Origin of the sequence: Clostridium culturomicium (genome assembly GCF_000821305.1) — a bacterium.
GTDB lineage: Bacteria > Bacillota > Clostridia > Clostridiales > Clostridiaceae > Clostridium_J > Clostridium_J culturomicium.
Genome location: NZ_CCXK01000017.1, coordinates 1,295,506 through 1,311,548 on the forward strand (window position 1 = coordinate 1,295,506; position 16,043 = coordinate 1,311,548).

Sequence of the window (16,043 nt, forward strand, 5' to 3'; positions counted from 1 at the left end):
CATCCTTATCTTATTTAATTAATTTTTCAATTTCTCTTTTTATTGCTTCTGCTTTTTCTTCAGTTCTTACTGCAATAAAAATGGTATTGTCTCCAGCTATAGTTCCAGCTATACCATCTAATTGGAAAGAATCTATAGCTTCAGCAGCTATCCCTGCTGATGCGCTTATAGTTTTTACTACAAGCATTTTATCAATTTTTTCTACTGATATAGCTGTATTGGAGAAGATATATGCCATGGAGCTAAGGCTTGAGTTTTTATTAGGATTTGCTTGGGCATATTTATAGTTACCTGTATGGGATAAAGTTTTTATTAAATTTAATTCTTTAATATCTCTAGATACAGTAGCTTGAGTAACATTGATGCCTTCTTCTCTTAGCTTCTCTGCTAAGTCCTCTTGGGTTTCAACTTCAAACTTTTTAATTATATCTAATATTACATTATGACGATTTTCTTTCATTATTTTTCCTCACAATCCATAGACCTTGCAATTATCTTTTTTCTTAATATATTAAAATAATCATAGTCATTAAATTCAATTAATCTACATTTTTCTTTTTCTGCTTCAATAATCATTTCATCATACTGATTTGTTTCTAATTCTAATTGACCATCACAGCTTAAAAATACATTATTACCACTGGAATTAATTTTCAGGGTTATCTTATTATGTTCATCTAAAATTATTGTCTTAACTCCATTTGAATTAGGACAAATCGGTGTTAAATTTATAAGATTAAGTGTTGGATATATAATTGGTCCACCAGCTGATAAAGAATATGCCGTAGATCCTGTTGGTGTTGATACAATAATTCCATCCGCTTTGTATCTTATGTAAAAGCTTCCGTCAATATAGAGATCAAAGGTAAGCATTCTGCTAAAAGTACCTTTTGTAATAACAATATCATTTAATGCAACATGTACATTATCATTATGCTTATGTGGTATTGTTACCTTTATCATCATTCTTTCAGCAACCTTAAACTCTTTTGCTTTAAGCTTTTCTATCGCTTCTTCCAGCTCAGAAAGTTCAACACTAGTTAAAAACCCTAAGTGTCCAATATTAACACCCAGTATTGGTGTATTAAACTTATATATCTTTCTAGCTGCCCTTAAAATAGTTCCATCTCCACCAAGGGCTATTAAGACATCTAGATTTTTATCATCAGAATTTTCTAATCCAATCCCATCCTTATAAATGTGAAACTGACTTCCTGGGAAGTTTTTCTTTAGTATCATTAAAACATGGTCAAGTATATCATTATTCTCATCCTTTGATGAATTAACATTAATACCTATGTTTTTCATATCTCCTCCGAATTTAGCTTATCATGTGCAACCTTCACTGTACTTGTTACAATGTTTAAACTAAAATTACTAATTCTAGTTGAATCCTTAGTAAAATTAATTAAATATTCTATATTTCCATTTGGTCCTTTTATTCCAGAATAATTTAAATCAATAATCGTTGCATTGTTTTCCTTTAGCAAATTTATTATATTTAATATTACCTCTTCATGAATCTTTGAATTTTTAACTACTCCTTTTTTAGATACCTTACCTCTTCCGGCTTCAAACTGCGGCTTTATTAATGCTACGACCTGGCCTTTTTCCTTTAAAAGGTTTAATACATGAGGAATCACCTTATCTAAGGATATGAAAGATACATCTATAGAAGCAAAATCGCAAAGCTCTCCAATATCCTCAAGAGTAATATTTCTTATGTTGGTTCCTTCCATAGAAACAACTCTGGAATCCTGTCGCAGCTTTTCAGCAAGCTGATCCCTACCAACATCAATGGCAAAAACCTTTTGTGCTCCATTTTTAAGCATACATTCAGTAAATCCTCCTGTAGATGCTCCAATATCTAAGCACACTGAATCATTCAAATCTATGGAGAAATCCTTCAAAGCCTTATGAAGTTTAAGTCCACCTCGGCTTACGTATGGAATTGCTTCTCCTCTCATTTCCACCTCAGCATCACACTTAACCTTCAAACCACACTTTTTCTCTACTTTTCCATTAACATATATCTTACCTGTTAATATATACTCTCTAGCTTTTTCACGTGAAGAAGCTAATTGTTTCTGTACAACTAACATATCTAATCTTATTTTTTCTTCTGACATATTTACTCCTTAGTTTAGAAATTCAACTATACTTTTACATATCCCCTCAGGGCTTAACCCATAAATATCATATAAAATATCCGTTTCTCCGTGAGGCACAAACACATCATCATAACCTAAGCATAGAATATTATTATGATTTAGCTTTGTCTTATTAATATAGCCAAGTATCCCACTACCTAAACCACCTGAAATAAGATTATCCTCTACAGTAACAATCTTATATCCTTCATTTATAAGTTCTTCAATCATTATTTTGTCAATAGGCTTAACAAAGCATCCATTCACAACTGTACACTTAATTCCCTTTTCTAGCAGCATTTCTTTAGCTTTTACTGCATGTTGAACCATCTTCCCAACGGCTATAATAGCAACCTTTCCAGCTTTCTCACCAAGAATCTCCCATCTTCCTTTTCTAAAGGAAGTTAAAGGTGATAGTTTAATAGTTTTATCATCTCCACCCCTAGGATATCTGATAGCAATTGGATAATTCTGAGTGGCTGCAAATTTTAACATATATCTTAATTCACCTATACATTTAGGACTCATAATTGTCATATCTGGTATAGAAGACAGGAATGATAGATCCATTATTCCTTGATGAGTTTCTCCGTCCTGACCAACAATTCCTGCCCTGTCTATAGCAAAAATCACTGGTAGCTTTTGAATTGCCACATCATGTATAACTTGATCATAAGCTCTTTGCAAGAAGGTTGAGTATACTGCAAATACAGGCTTTAATCCTTGAGACGCCATTCCTGCTGCCATGGTTACAGCATGCTGCTCTGCAATTCCAACATCAAAAAATCTATCTGGAAACTCCTTTGCAAAAGCCTGCAATCCTGTACCTTCAGGCATCGCTGCTGTAATTGCCACGATTTTTTTGTTTTTTTCGGCTAACTTAATCATGGTTTCTCCAAAAACTTTAGAGTAGGACTTACTTCCACTAGAAGAACACTCCCCATTCTCATGGTTAAACGGTCCTACACCATGGAACTTGTCTGGACTTTGTTCTGCATACTCATATCCTCTACCTTTTTGAGTTATTACATGAATAAGCACTGGTCCCTCAACCTTTTGAGCCTTTTGTAATACCTTACTTAATTCCTTAATATTATGTCCATCTATAGGCCCATAATATTTAATTCCCATATTCTCAAAAAGCATACCTGGAACCATAAGCTGCTTAACAGAATCCTTAACTCTGTTAATAGATTGAACCATTCCCTTTCCAACCTTAGGAATTTTCTCTAAAGTAAGATTAAAATCATTTTTAAATCTATTATAATTAGTTGCCATCCTTAAATCGTTTAAATATGTAGACATACCACCTACATTAGGTGATATAGACATTTGATTATCATTTAAAATAATAATCACTCTCGTTTTATTATCTCCTATATCATTTAAAGCCTCAAAAGCCATACCTCCAGTAAGAGCTCCATCACCTATTACAGCCACTACATCATGTTTTTCACCCTTTAAATCTCTGGCCCTAGCCATTCCAACTGCAGCTGAAATAGAAGTACTGCTATGTCCTGTATTAAACATATCATACTTGCTTTCTTCAGTTTTAGGGAAGCCGCTTAATCCTTTATACATTCTTAAAGTATCAAATCTATCCTTTCTTCCCGTTAATATCTTATGAACATAACTTTGATGTCCTACATCCCAAATAATTTTATCCTTATTAAAATCAAACACGTTAAATAAACTTATTGTAAGCTCAACAACTCCTAAATTTGAAGCCAAATGGCCGCCTGTTTTAGAAACTTGAGTTATAAGAAATTGTCTTATTTCATCTGCAAAATCATTCAATTCGTCTAACTTCATGTTTTTAACTTCATTTATATCTGTATATTTATCTAAATAATTTGACATTATCTTAACCTCGTTTTATAAAATGAACTACCTTAGCTACTGTATATAATATTTTATTACTATTCGTTATAGCAAACTTTTTCCCCATGGCCTTACCGCCTACAGTGGCTCCAGCAATCATTGCACTTATAAGAGCTGCTATAAGCACCTCATAACCAGCAGGATACATCATCATAACCTTTGCAACAATAACTACTCCTACAGATCCACTTATTATACCACACACGTCACCAACTACGTCATTACAAAAATTAGAAACTTTGCTTGCATTTCTTATCATTTTCACTGCAATGGATGCTTCTTTAATCTTCTTTGAAGCCATTGCATGAAATGGAACCTCATCTGCAGCTGTAACTGCGGTTCCTATAACGTCAAAAATAACGCCTAAAAAAATAATCGACACTAAAATAATAAAGGCCATAGAAGCATTGACCTTTGGAAGTGTAGATTCTGATAAGAGTGAAGCAGTTCCACTAATAATTATTGTATAAAATGTAATTTTAGCTGTCCATAATGCTTCTTTTTTATTTCTTTTTTTCTGTTCTTTTTCTTTCTTGCTTAGCTTACTACTACTATCGCTTTCCAATTTAACCCTCCGAAAAATGATAACAAGGTGGTAGCATATTAAGTAAAATTTGCGGCTTAGGTCCAGCAGGATTTCCCATAAAGCAACCACTACGTCGCCGTTGTGACGGTTTCCCTTTAATGCTCTATCTGTAGTGTTTCCATCTACAGGGCTGAATTACCACTTAGTCCACACTGCAATCCCCAATATGCCTCCGCAGGAACAGTCTAGGAGATTTCCTCGGCAGTTAGGTAGCTTCTTATCCTCTTTTGCAACATGGGTTTCAGTGAGCAATAGCCCCAATATCCTGGCCGGGACATTGAGATTTGGTCTCACCTCTACCCACCTCACTCAAGGCAGGCTACTCTGCACATAGCTTATTAACCACGATGCAGGTTTAATCCAATGCCGTACTTTGGGTATTTCTCCCAGAGCACGTACAATGGTCTCCACGGTAGTAGGGTCAGTTTCGCATGCCTTTGCGGCTGCCCCACAACCTTACTCCCAGCACAAGCCCACAACTGGGCGTTACAGGCCAGCACAAGGAACTTCATCGATGTGCCCTTCAACGGATTTTTAGCCCCGTCCTCAAAACTACTTACCTGACTAGAATACTGCACCACCTTTTTAATCCAATTATAGCATAACTATAATAATTTTTAAATTTATTTTTTATTAATAAAATTATGTAATTATTACAATTGTGAATAACTCTTAATAATTTCTTTTTAATAAAAACTCGGTGATTGCTTTTAAATCCTCAGTATTCAAATCAATTTTATCTAAAAGGTCATAGCATTCCTTTGTTAAAGAATCACAGAATTCTTTACATTTCTCAATGCCATACATAGATACAAAAGTAGTTTTATTGTTATCACCATCGCTTTGAGATTTACCTAATAGAGAAGCATCACCTTCCACGTCTAGAATGTCATCTTTAATTTGGAATGCTAATCCTAGATTTTCACCAAAGCTTTTTAGAATTTCAATATGAGCATCTGGTGCACCTGCAATAGAAGCACCTGCAAGTATAGAACCTACTATTAATTTCCCAGTTTTATTTCTATGCATCTCTTTTAATTCATTTACATCAATCTTACAGCCTTCACTTCTTATATCTATTATCTGCCCTTTTATCATGCCTTCTATACCTGAAGACTTAGAAATAATTCTTCCGGCAGCAATTTTATTCAAGTTTCCATCTATACACTGATCAAACATTATTGACATAGCTTCATTTAAAAGACTGTCACCAGCAAGGATTGCCATGGCTTCACCATAGACTTTATGATTTGTAGGCTTACCTCTTCTTAAATCATCATTGTCCATAGCTGGCAAATCATCATGAATTAACGAATATGTATGAATCATTTCCATTGCAGCTGCAAAAGGAAGAACTTCTGCCTCATTAGATTTATACATCTTGTGTGTAGCCATCATTAAAATCGGTCTTATTCTTTTTCCCCCAACATTTAAGCTGTATACCATTGGTTCTACGAAAGCTTTTTCACTTTCTGGTTTTTCATCAAAGTAATTTTCAATCCATTTTTCAATTTTTTCTTTATAACAATTCAAATCCATTATAACTCCTCACAAATCATTAAATTTCTTCTTGGAAGTTTTCTTCACCATCTGCTGTAAGAACTTTTATTTTCCCTTCAGCTTCTTGAAGGATTTTATATAATTCACCATAAAGCCTCATGCCTTCTTCATACTTTGTTATAGCCTCATCCAAGGTAACTTCATTATTTTCCATTTCAAAAAGCACCTGTTCAAGTCTTGCTATCTTACTTTCATAGGTTTCCTTTTTCTTTGCCATACTCATCCTCCACCTGATTTATTTTAAACAGTCCACGCCCATCTTTCAAAGTGATTTCTACAACTTCTTTAGATTTCAACTCATCAATAGACTCCACAACGTTTTTATTTGCGTCTGATATAATTCCATACCCCTTATTTAAAATGTTTAAAGGATTATTACCAATAAGTCTATGATTAATCACCTGAAGTCTTCCCTTTTCCTCTTGCAACTTAAATTTCGCAGAGAAATTCAACTTACTTTTTAAACCATCTATTTTTTCATATTGGTTTACTATATAATTTTGAGGACTATATAACTTCAGCCTTGCTAAAATCTCATCCACTGAATTATATCGTTGATTTATAACTTCATCCATAGAATTAATAAGCTCTTCCCTTAGTTCTAAAAGCTTATCTTCTAAAGCCTCTAAGCTAAAGGTTGCAATTTCCGCTGCATGAGAAGGTGTCGCAGCTCTTAAATCTGCCGCAAAATCTGCTATAGTAAAATCTGTTTCATGTCCTACTCCTGTGATTACAGGCTTTTTAGATGCTGCAATAGCTCTAGCAACAATCTCTTCATTAAAGGCCCATAGTTCCTCAATGGATCCTCCCCCTCTGGCAACAATGATAACATCCACGTCTTCAACAGCATTAAGAGCTTTTATACCTTTAGCTATTTCTTTACCCGCTTCTATTCCTTGAACTAAAGAGGGGTAAATTAAAATATCTACCTTTTTATTCCTTCTTTTAGCAACTTTAATAATATCCCTTACCGCTGCTCCTGTTGGAGAAGTAACAACTCCAATCCTTCTTGCCACGCTAGGAATATCTTTCTTTTTAACTGTATCAAAGAGGCCTTCATTTTCAAGCTTTTCCTTTAATTGATTAAAGGCTAAATAAAGTTCCCCTTCCCCCTGAACTTCCATGGTATTGCAATACAGCTGATAGGTTCCCTCTTTATCATATACTGAAATATTTCCTGCAATAACAACTTTCATTCCGTCCTTCGGCACAAAATTTAATGTCATTGCATGACTTCTGAACATAATGCACTTTAGCTTAGAACTGTTATCTTTAAGAGTAAAATATATATGACCGCTGCTATGGAGCTTAACGTTAGACAATTCACCTTTAATATGAGAATTTCTGAGTATGAAATCATTATCTATAACTTTTTTTATATATCCATTAACTTCTGATACCGATAAAATTTTAGTATACATTTTTTATCCATGCTTCATAGGTGTTCTCCATCAACATGGTAGTGGTCATTGCTCCTACTCCGCCTGGTACTGGAGTAATATACCCAGCCACTTGGCTTACTTCATCAAAATCCACATCTCCACGTACTTTACCTTCAACCATGGTAGTTCCAACATCAATTACAATTGCACCATCCTTAACAAAGTCCTTTGTAATGTAAGCTGGCTTTCCCATAGCCGAAATCAAGATATCTGCACCCCTACAAATCTCCTTCATATTTTCTGTTCTAGAATGACATATACTTACTGTAGTGTGTTCTCCTAATAGAAGCATCGCAACAGGCTTTCCTACAATGTTGCTTCTACCAAGGACTACAGTTCTCTTTCCCTCAAGATTTTCTTCTGTAGATTTAATTAACTTTAATATGCTTCTAGCCGTACATGGAATAAAAGCCTCTCTGCCTTTACAAAACTTACCGAAGTTAACATCTGTAAGTCCATCTACATCCTTATCTGCACTTATACAAGATAGAATCTTGTCCTCATTTAAATGAGCAGGAAGAGGTAATTGAATTATTATTCCATCGATTTCTTCATTGGAGTTTAACTCTTCAATTTCATTGATAAGCTCCTCTTCAGAGATTTTACCATCAAAGGTTTTCATATCATATCTAATTCCCAACTCTTCACTGACTTTTTTCTGACCCTTGATATATGATAAAGAACCACCATCTTCTCCAACTATTACTGAAGCTAAGGCTGGATGTCTTTTACCTTCTGATGTTCCCTTTAATATAGCTTCCTTTAAGCTTATTTTACGGCTTAAAGCTAATTCTTTTCCACTTAATTTAACTGCCATTTTGCCACCTACTTCTTAATTAAATTATTTAAAACTCCATTAATAAATGCAGGTGCATTATCATCGCCATACTTTTTAGCTAACTCAATGGCCTCGTTAATTGTTACCTTATTTGGAATTTCCTCTTCAAATAGAATTTCATATGTAGCCATTTTTAGTATTGCCACATTCATCTTTGGAAGTCTCTCTAATTTCCATTTAACAAGATATTTTGATATAGTTTCTTCGATTTGTTGTCCGTTTTCTTCTATACCTCTTAAAACCCTTGCTATATATCCGAAATCAACATCTTCTATTTTTTCTTCAGTATTTTCACGGAAACATTCTATCTTTTCCATGTATCCTTCTTTATTAATTAACGATTCAAATATTAATTGTGTTGCTATCTCTCTGCTCTTTCTTCTGTTTGTTGCTGCCATTGCTGTGACCTCCATCATTTCTATGTATTTAGATTTTCTTATTTTTTATAATAATATGTAACCTCTTTTTATTTTCATTAAAAGCAAGTTCCACTTACCAACTCAAAAGTTTGATATTTATTTGGGAAACTCCGTCTCACATGCGTTCCGTGGAGTAATTTCAAGTAACTAAATTAAATTATTAAACTCTATCTTATTTTTATAAAATAAAATCTATTTTAAACTTTTCCACTAATTATTCTGAACATGGAAACACCCTCTTAATCAGAGGGTGCTTAAAATTATTCTATTTCCTCGTCTTTGTCTACTTTAGGAAATATAACACTTTCAACAAATACGTTAACTAATGCTACATTTAACCCTGTCATAGTTTCAACAGTATTTTTAACATTTTCCTGCACCTTCATAGACATTTCTGGTATCTTCATACCATATTCAACGGCCATATGTAAATCTATAACAACTAAACCGTTATCCATAGTTACCTTAACGCCTTTAGAATTGCTTTTTTTACCAGTGATTTTATTACTAATATCTCCTACTAATCCAGCACTCATTCCAGCAACGCCTTCTATTTCTGACGCTGCAAGACCTGCTATTACACCAATAACTTCGTCAGATATTCTTACTATACCAGTTTCTTCCTCTACAGGAACTTCACTTAATATATTTTCTTCCACTTTCACTACCCCCTTACCAGTGTGATTAATAATATTCATATTATATCAGATAACCTGATTCTTTACAAATTATATAACAAAATTAACTATTATTTTTATGTTGCCCATATTTTTTATAATTAATCCAATAAAATTCCAAAGATGTTTTACCAAACTTAATCTTTCAACCTTTATTTTTCATATTTATTATGTTTTTCATATTAAGTATGATTCTTGTTTTAGTTCGTCCTTAAATTCTGTAATAATTAAAAACAGTGGCTTTCACCACTGTTTTCATAATACGAAATTTTTATAATCTATTCAGATACTTTTATTTCTATATTGTTGATTTCTGCCTTGCTCATGATAACGTCTTTTATTTGTCTGATTTGTTGGTCTGAAAGCTCACCTTGATATTTAACTACTACTGTAGCTTTATCGTTGTCTATAGTACAAAGAGCTTCATCAAAACCTTGTGCTTGAAGTCCTAGCTCAACTCTCATTTCTTTATCTGATTGAAGAGCTAAATTTTTGTAATCGTCAGCTGCTTGAGCCTTTTGATCTTCCGGTGTATTTTCGTCATTTAAAAGAGCTTTTAAGTTTGTTAAAGTGATCTGTCTAGTATTATCTCTTTCAAGTCTAGCTGTTGTAAAATAATTTGTTGCTGATGCACTCACTGCATTCTTGTCGCCGCCATTATCAACATAAAGAGGTCCATTAACCTTTGTTGCTAAAAAGCCTGCAAATAAGATAAGTACTACTAAAGAAGAAATAATTATTGTCTGTTTTTTATTCATTACTGTTCCCCCCGGATTTTTATTTTCTAACACATTTATATGCTACTTTTTCATCGGATATACCACTACTTTTTCATCTTCTAGACCAAATAATTTTACTGCTGCTTGTTTTACTCTAAGTTCAGTTGCTCTATCACCGGCTCCTTCAGCAACAATAAGAATTCCTGAAATAGTAGGGCTATTCTCTTTTGTTATAAATGGTTTTTGATTTCCTTCATTACTTTCCATAACCACGTTACTTCCGCCATTTTCCTGTTTAATATTTCTTTCTCCACCATTGGTGTCATTCTCTTTCGTTTCACTATTTGACTTATCCTCATTGAAAACAGGTATTCTTTCTACTCCATTTTCAAAGTTAATAACAGCCTTTACTTTCCCAACCCCGTCAATTTCTTCTAGAATTGAAGTAAGCTCATCCTCTAGGTTTTCCTTATAGGCTTTATCTACCGCTGAGTACTCCTCATTATTTTCATCCATTACAGCAGTAGTAGTGTTATTATCTCCTGCTACAGCTAAAGCCCCATTACCGTTACTTTTTCCTGACGTTCCCTTAGAGCCTTCGAAGATACTTCCAACAATCACCAAAAGTACACCTACTAGTAATACAATAATAATATTACTCATAAAATTTGGCATACCAGCCTTACCTTCAGCTTTTGTTCCAGAATCAACCTTTTCCTTCTTCTTTGGTTCACTACCATCACCATTCTTTGATCCCATGTTAAAAAACTTCTCTTTTAAATCATCAAACATACTATCCCCCCTGCATTAAATGAGTCTCCAAATCTTTAATTGGATAAATAAACTTACCACTTACAATAACGCTATGAAGGAGTCTCATTAAAAATTGATATTTTAAATTAATTAAATGAACTTACTCACTTACTTGTATTAATGAAGTAACTTCCTTAATTTAATCAGCCTTATAAATATAAATTAATTCTTCAGATAAACCATAATTAGAACTAATATAATCCTTGACCTTCAAACCATACGCTCCTGTTTCTTCATCCTGTTTATTTGCCGAAACACTTTTATCGCCGCCAATGACAACATCTTCAACCCTTTTAATAGATCCATCATTAACTCCAACTTCCATGGCATTTATAACGAAGGTCTGATTTTCTTCATCATACCCAACATCTACAGCTACACTAAACTCATCACCTTTAAATTCCTTAGCCAAATCCTTTGAGCACTGCTGCTCCAAATTATTTTTAAAAACTTTGAGTGCGCTATCTATATTACCATTTCTATATTCTTCATAATTGGTGCTAGACTGTGACTCTTCATTGAAAACTTCCTTGGTTGTCTGCTCTATAAGTTTATCTATAGTGATGTCCTTATTAAATAAGTTAACAATGGGTGATATCATCACTACAAAAACAATTAAACCTAGAACAAAATTACAGTATTTCTTAAGAGAATTATCAGGAAGTATCATCTGCACTGCCGTTGCAAAGAAAATAGCTACACAAATTGTTACTATCCATTTTCCCAATGCTTCTATCATTACATACACCTCCTCACATCATTATGAAACCCTTGCCCGTAGCAGCCACCATTGCTAAGACTATAAAGAACATTATACTTACACAGACAATACATGATCCTAAAAGCATTAATGATCCTCCCGCCGAATCAATGACTGAAGATACTTTTTTATCTGTTACTGGCTGAAGCAGTGCTGAGGTTAACTTGTACATAAATCCTAGAGCATATATCTTAATTATTGGAAGAAGTATTATACAAATAAGAATTACTGTTCCAAGCAAACTTATGGAATTCTTCAAAAGCAGAGTATAACTTGCTACAGTAGCAAAAGCATCTGAAATAGCTTTTCCTACCACAGGAACAAAGCTTTCTACAGCAAACTTGGCTGTTTTCGTAGTTACAATATCCAAACTGCTACCGGCAATTCCCCTTATAGTTAGAAGACCGATAAAAACTGTTAAAAATATTCCTTGAACCCATAAAGCTGATTTTTTTAATAGGTTAGTTAAATTATCAATGTTGTAATCACTAGATATGTTATTTACAAAGCTGAGTACAAAACTCATACAAACTACAGGGATTATAACTGTTGAATAAAGATGGGTTCCAAAGGTACACAACCCCATGACAATAGGATCCATTATTAATGCTTGAGACACACTGCCCACACTAGCTAGTAGCATGATAAGCACCGGCATTAGCGCAGCCATGAAATTGCTAATAGTCTTGATTACATCTTGTGTAAGTTCTACGCCTATATAAAACCCCCTCGCAATAAGAATTATCATTACACCATAACAAGCAAAATAGGCTACATGAGCAACTTTTTCATTGCTAAAGGCATTCTGCAGGTTATTTAATAATGCGCAAACAATGGCTATAATTATAAGTTGTCCAATTATTGTGAATGAGGCCAAAACCTCTCTAAACAAATAAGCTATCCCCGCTTTTAGAAGACGCCTTTCTTCTCCCGTATCTTGTCCATTTTTCATATAGCTTTCAACAAACTCTTTTGGGGAAATTTCCCTTAAAAGCTCATTTTCATCTTGCATATTTGATATATAATCATATAACTCATTTATCTTACTCTGTTGTTCCTCATCAATATTTATACTGTCGCTGCCATATGCAGTTATTGGCATCAACGCTAATAGTAACATTAGAATAAATATACACTTTTTCATACTTCACCTACATTATCTTCAATATAGTTTGCATAACTGCCATCAAAATTGGAATAGCCAAGGTTAAAATTAATATTTTCCCTGAAAATTCTACCTTTGAGGCAATACTACTTTCTCCTGCATCTTTGCATATCTCACTACAAAAGGAAGTAAGATATGCAATTCCTAAAATTTTAAATACTGTATCCAAATACACTATGTCAATATTGGCTTTATTTGATAAACTTTGAAGAAAGTTTACTATCACTGTAAGTTTGCTGAGCATAAATATAAAAATTATAATCCCAGCTACTAAACTTATTAATAACGCAATATCTTTCCTATCATTTTTTACTAAGGTTACAACTAGAAGGGCAACTAGTGCAAAGGATACAATTTTTACAATATCCATAGTAACCTCCTAGAAATAAAATAGTGTCTCAATGGAATTAAAAAGTTTTGTAACTAAATTCACTACTAAAAGAAGAATAATTACTATTCCAGCTATATTGCTTATAGTTGCATATTCTTTTTTTCCACCACTTTCTAATACTTTTTCTAAAATAATCATTACAATACCAACAATTCCAATCTTTACAATTATGCTAACATCTAATAACATGGCGTCCCCTCCTAAATTAAAATTATTCCTACCATGGCTCCAAAAGAAAATCCTAAGTATCTATACATCTTTACATTTTTATCTATATTCATCTCTGCATCTGCCACAGCCTTACCAATGTTTTCTAAGGTCAATGCCAGCATATCATTATGTCCTTCTACATCCATTTCCCCTAAACTCTTTGTAAAATCCATGAATATACCAAAATCACTTTGAGTTAATGAGAGCTCACCTTTTCTCTCATTTATACTCTGAATAAAACAGCTGTATACATCCTTTTCTTCATTAGTATTTAATAATTCAGATACTTGAAGAAAAATCGATCCAATAGGCCCGTCACATTTTTCATAAACCTTATGAAGAGCATCTGGAAGTAACGATCTAGTAAAATTAATCTCACTTTTAAGTACATAGATCCCTCTTTGTAACTCCTTTAGTTCCTTTACCCGCTTTTTAAATTTTTCTCCGTAGCAGAATCCTAAAATAGTAGAGGCTGCAATAATCAATACAATCCCTAACCCTTTTATCATAAATCCCCCTCCCTCAATATTTTCCCATTTGTAAAATCATATATATATTCAATGGTTCCTATACCTTTTTTATTACTTAATACTATTGCTCTTTTAAAAACCTTATTTTCTATAACTTCTTTAAACACCGGTCTTTTAAACAAATCCTCTTCATTAAAACCATGTATGGTAGTTATAACATTAACACCTGAATTTAAAGCTGCAACAATACTATCCATATCCTTATAGGTACCAATTTCATCACAAATAATAACCTGTGGTCCCATACTTCTAATAGCCATTATAATTCCTTCACTTTTAGGACAGTTGTCAAGAACATCTGTCCTTACTCCAACCTCCATTTGAGGAGCTCCTCTATAGCAGGCAGCAATCTCACTTCTTTCATCAACAATAGTAATGTTCTTTCCAGTTAACTTATATCCCATGCCATTAGAAATCTGTCTTGCCATGTCCCTTAAAAGTGTTGTCTTTCCACACTTTGGTGGTGAAATAATTATTGTGTTTAGTACGTTATTTCCCTTAATTATGTGTGGCAGCACTGAATCAGCACAGCCTTTTATGTCCTTTGCCACTCTTATATTTAAGGAGGAAATATTTTTTATAGTCTTCAGCCCTTGTCCATCCAATACACAGGTACCACAAATTCCAACTCTGTGCCCTCCCTGTATAGTAATATAGCCTTGTCTTATTTCTTCCTCAAAGGCATAAATTGAATAGCTGCTTATCCTTTGTATTATGTTCTTTATATCCTCTAACCTTGATATATAGTTAGATTTTATCTCTCCATTGTTCCCTACAAACATAAGAGGCTTATTTACCTTTATTCTTATTTCTTGAATTTTATCGCTATTACTACTTCCCGCAACCTCCTTTTTAATTGTTTCAGGTAAAATATCTAATACATCTCTAGTAATCATATAACTCACCCTTTCATACTTAATTGTTATTATGAAAGGGTTCCAATTATTACTATAATTTTTTGTTAATTTTTCAAAAAATAAAAAAAGCCAGTTCCGTAGAACTGACTTTAGGAAACATGGTATTAAACTCTCTCCATGTATTCTCCTGTTCTTGTATCGATTCTGATTGTATCTCCTTCGTTAACGAATAGAGGTACTCCTACAACTGCTCCTGTTTCAACAGTAGCTGGCTTTAATACGTTTGTAGTAGTATTTCCTTTTGCTCCTGGCTCACAAGCTGTTATAGTTAACTCAACAAAGTTTGGTGCTTCAACTGAGAAAGCATCTCCTTTGTAGAATTTTATAACTGCAAACATGTTCTCTTTTAAGAATTTTATAGCTTCTTCAACTTTATCATAGTTAAGTGGAATCTGCTCATAAGTTTCTTGATCCATGAAGTAGTATAACTCTCCATCAGAGTATAAATATTGCATTTCTTTTCTTTCTATAACTGCTTCTTGGAATTTAGCACTTGGGTTGAAAGTAGTTTCAGTAACCGCTCCAGTTATAGCATTTTTTAATTTAGTTCTAACGAAAGCAGCACCTTTACCTGGTTTAACGTGTAGGAAATCTACAACTGTGTAAACTTGTCCACCATCTTCGAAAGTTGTTCCTTTTCTTAAATCTCCAGCTGATATCATAATGTAACCTCCCAATATATAATTGTATAATAGCCTTTGTTAATTAAAATTATTATAACCTGTTTAAAAACTTTTAATACTTTAAGCACATATGTATAAATACACTCCATTGTTATAATAAACATGTAATAGCTATAATTTCTTCTTAATATTATATTACTTCATCGTAATAAACATCAAGATAAAAGCTTATTTTTCATTAACAATGATATTTTACCAAAAGTATGCATAGTTTGCAAACACATTATAACCTTAGAAATTAAAACTTTCAAGTTTTTTATTTCAAATTTTACTCCTATGCAAATTTACTTCTATAGGATACC

20 protein-coding genes are annotated in these 16,043 nt (G+C 33.2%); all 20 read right to left on the reverse strand.

Features of this window, described 5'->3' with window-relative positions; all coding sequences use genetic code 11:
• Nucleotides 1–10: 10 nt before the first annotated feature.
• Nucleotides 11–460 (reverse strand): arginine repressor, encoded by a 450-nt coding sequence (locus tag BN1075_RS18615; protein WP_040194826.1) that lies wholly within the window; start codon nt 458–460, stop codon nt 11–13.
• The gene (locus BN1075_RS18620) at nt 460–1,308 is read right to left on the reverse strand and encodes an NAD(+)/NADH kinase (RefSeq protein WP_040194827.1); all 849 of its coding nucleotides are present in this window, start codon (nt 1,306–1,308) and stop codon (nt 460–462) included. The genes BN1075_RS18615 and BN1075_RS18620 overlap by 1 nt, the downstream gene beginning before the upstream one ends.
• Entirely contained in the window at nt 1,305–2,129 is an 825-nt protein-coding gene (locus tag BN1075_RS18625; protein WP_040194828.1) for a TlyA family RNA methyltransferase, read from the reverse strand. The genes BN1075_RS18620 and BN1075_RS18625 overlap by 4 nt, the downstream gene beginning before the upstream one ends.
• A 9-nt stretch (nt 2,130–2,138) precedes the next feature.
• Complete coding sequence (gene dxs / locus BN1075_RS18630; protein WP_040194829.1) at nt 2,139–4,010, reverse strand: 1-deoxy-D-xylulose-5-phosphate synthase; 1,872 nt, start codon at nt 4,008–4,010, stop codon at nt 2,139–2,141.
• Between the two features lie 4 nt (nt 4,011–4,014).
• Nucleotides 4,015–4,596, reverse strand: a complete 582-nt coding sequence (locus BN1075_RS18635; RefSeq protein ID WP_040194830.1) for a hypothetical protein — start codon at nt 4,594–4,596, stop codon at nt 4,015–4,017.
• 693 nt (nt 4,597–5,289) lie between these two features.
• On the reverse strand, nt 5,290–6,156 hold the full coding sequence (locus BN1075_RS18640) for a polyprenyl synthetase family protein (RefSeq protein ID WP_040194831.1): 867 nt from the start codon (nt 6,154–6,156) through the stop codon (nt 5,290–5,292).
• Nucleotides 6,157–6,175: 19 nt separating this feature from the next.
• Nucleotides 6,176–6,394, reverse strand: a complete 219-nt coding sequence (gene xseB, locus BN1075_RS18645) for an exodeoxyribonuclease VII small subunit (protein ID WP_040194832.1) — start codon at nt 6,392–6,394, stop codon at nt 6,176–6,178.
• Nucleotides 6,369–7,598: an exodeoxyribonuclease VII large subunit gene (gene xseA / locus BN1075_RS18650; protein WP_040194833.1), complete on the reverse strand. Its 1,230-nt coding sequence runs from the start codon at nt 7,596–7,598 to the stop codon at nt 6,369–6,371. The genes xseB and xseA overlap by 26 nt, the downstream gene beginning before the upstream one ends.
• Nucleotides 7,588–8,436: a bifunctional 5,10-methylenetetrahydrofolate dehydrogenase/5,10-methenyltetrahydrofolate cyclohydrolase gene (locus BN1075_RS18655; protein ID WP_040194834.1), complete on the reverse strand. Its 849-nt coding sequence runs from the start codon at nt 8,434–8,436 to the stop codon at nt 7,588–7,590. Before BN1075_RS18655 ends, xseA begins: the two co-directional genes overlap by 11 nt.
• An 8-nt stretch (nt 8,437–8,444) precedes the next feature.
• Nucleotides 8,445–8,855 (reverse strand): transcription antitermination factor NusB, encoded by a 411-nt coding sequence (nusB, locus tag BN1075_RS18660; RefSeq protein WP_040194835.1) that lies wholly within the window; start codon nt 8,853–8,855, stop codon nt 8,445–8,447.
• 281 nt (nt 8,856–9,136) lie between these two features.
• A complete protein-coding gene (locus BN1075_RS18665) occupies nt 9,137–9,535 on the reverse strand; it encodes an Asp23/Gls24 family envelope stress response protein (RefSeq protein ID WP_040194836.1) in 399 nt (132 codons plus the stop codon).
• 296 nt (nt 9,536–9,831) lie between these two features.
• Nucleotides 9,832–10,311 (reverse strand): SpoIIIAH-like family protein, encoded by a 480-nt coding sequence (locus BN1075_RS18670; protein ID WP_040194837.1) that lies wholly within the window; start codon nt 10,309–10,311, stop codon nt 9,832–9,834.
• Nucleotides 10,312–10,353: 42 nt separating this feature from the next.
• A complete protein-coding gene (locus BN1075_RS18675) occupies nt 10,354–11,064 on the reverse strand; it encodes a hypothetical protein (RefSeq protein ID WP_040194838.1) in 711 nt (236 codons plus the stop codon).
• Between the two features lie 160 nt (nt 11,065–11,224).
• A complete protein-coding gene (spoIIIAF, locus tag BN1075_RS18680; protein ID WP_040194839.1) occupies nt 11,225–11,824 on the reverse strand; it encodes a stage III sporulation protein AF in 600 nt (199 codons plus the stop codon).
• A gap of 13 nt (nt 11,825–11,837) precedes the next feature.
• Nucleotides 11,838–12,989 (reverse strand): stage III sporulation protein AE, encoded by a 1,152-nt coding sequence (gene spoIIIAE, locus BN1075_RS18685; protein WP_040194840.1) that lies wholly within the window; start codon nt 12,987–12,989, stop codon nt 11,838–11,840.
• A 7-nt stretch (nt 12,990–12,996) separates the two neighbouring features.
• Nucleotides 12,997–13,380 carry a stage III sporulation protein AD gene (gene spoIIIAD, locus BN1075_RS18690; RefSeq protein WP_040194842.1) on the reverse strand — a complete coding sequence of 128 codons (384 nt, stop codon included), beginning with the start codon at nt 13,378–13,380 and terminating at the stop codon, nt 12,997–12,999.
• Nucleotides 13,381–13,389: 9 nt separating this feature from the next.
• Entirely contained in the window at nt 13,390–13,590 is a 201-nt protein-coding gene (gene spoIIIAC, locus BN1075_RS18695; protein WP_040194844.1) for a stage III sporulation protein AC, read from the reverse strand.
• Between the two features lie 11 nt (nt 13,591–13,601).
• Complete coding sequence (spoIIIAB, locus tag BN1075_RS18700) at nt 13,602–14,120, reverse strand: stage III sporulation protein SpoIIIAB (RefSeq protein ID WP_040194845.1); 519 nt, start codon at nt 14,118–14,120, stop codon at nt 13,602–13,604.
• Nucleotides 14,117–15,037, reverse strand: a complete 921-nt coding sequence (gene spoIIIAA, locus BN1075_RS18705; RefSeq protein ID WP_040194846.1) for a stage III sporulation protein AA — start codon at nt 15,035–15,037, stop codon at nt 14,117–14,119. The genes spoIIIAB and spoIIIAA overlap by 4 nt, the downstream gene beginning before the upstream one ends.
• Before the next feature lie 125 nt (nt 15,038–15,162).
• Nucleotides 15,163–15,720, reverse strand: coding sequence for an elongation factor P (gene efp, locus BN1075_RS18710; RefSeq protein ID WP_040194847.1), 558 nt, complete (start codon nt 15,718–15,720; stop codon nt 15,163–15,165).
• Between the last annotated feature and the right edge of the window lie 323 nt (nt 15,721–16,043).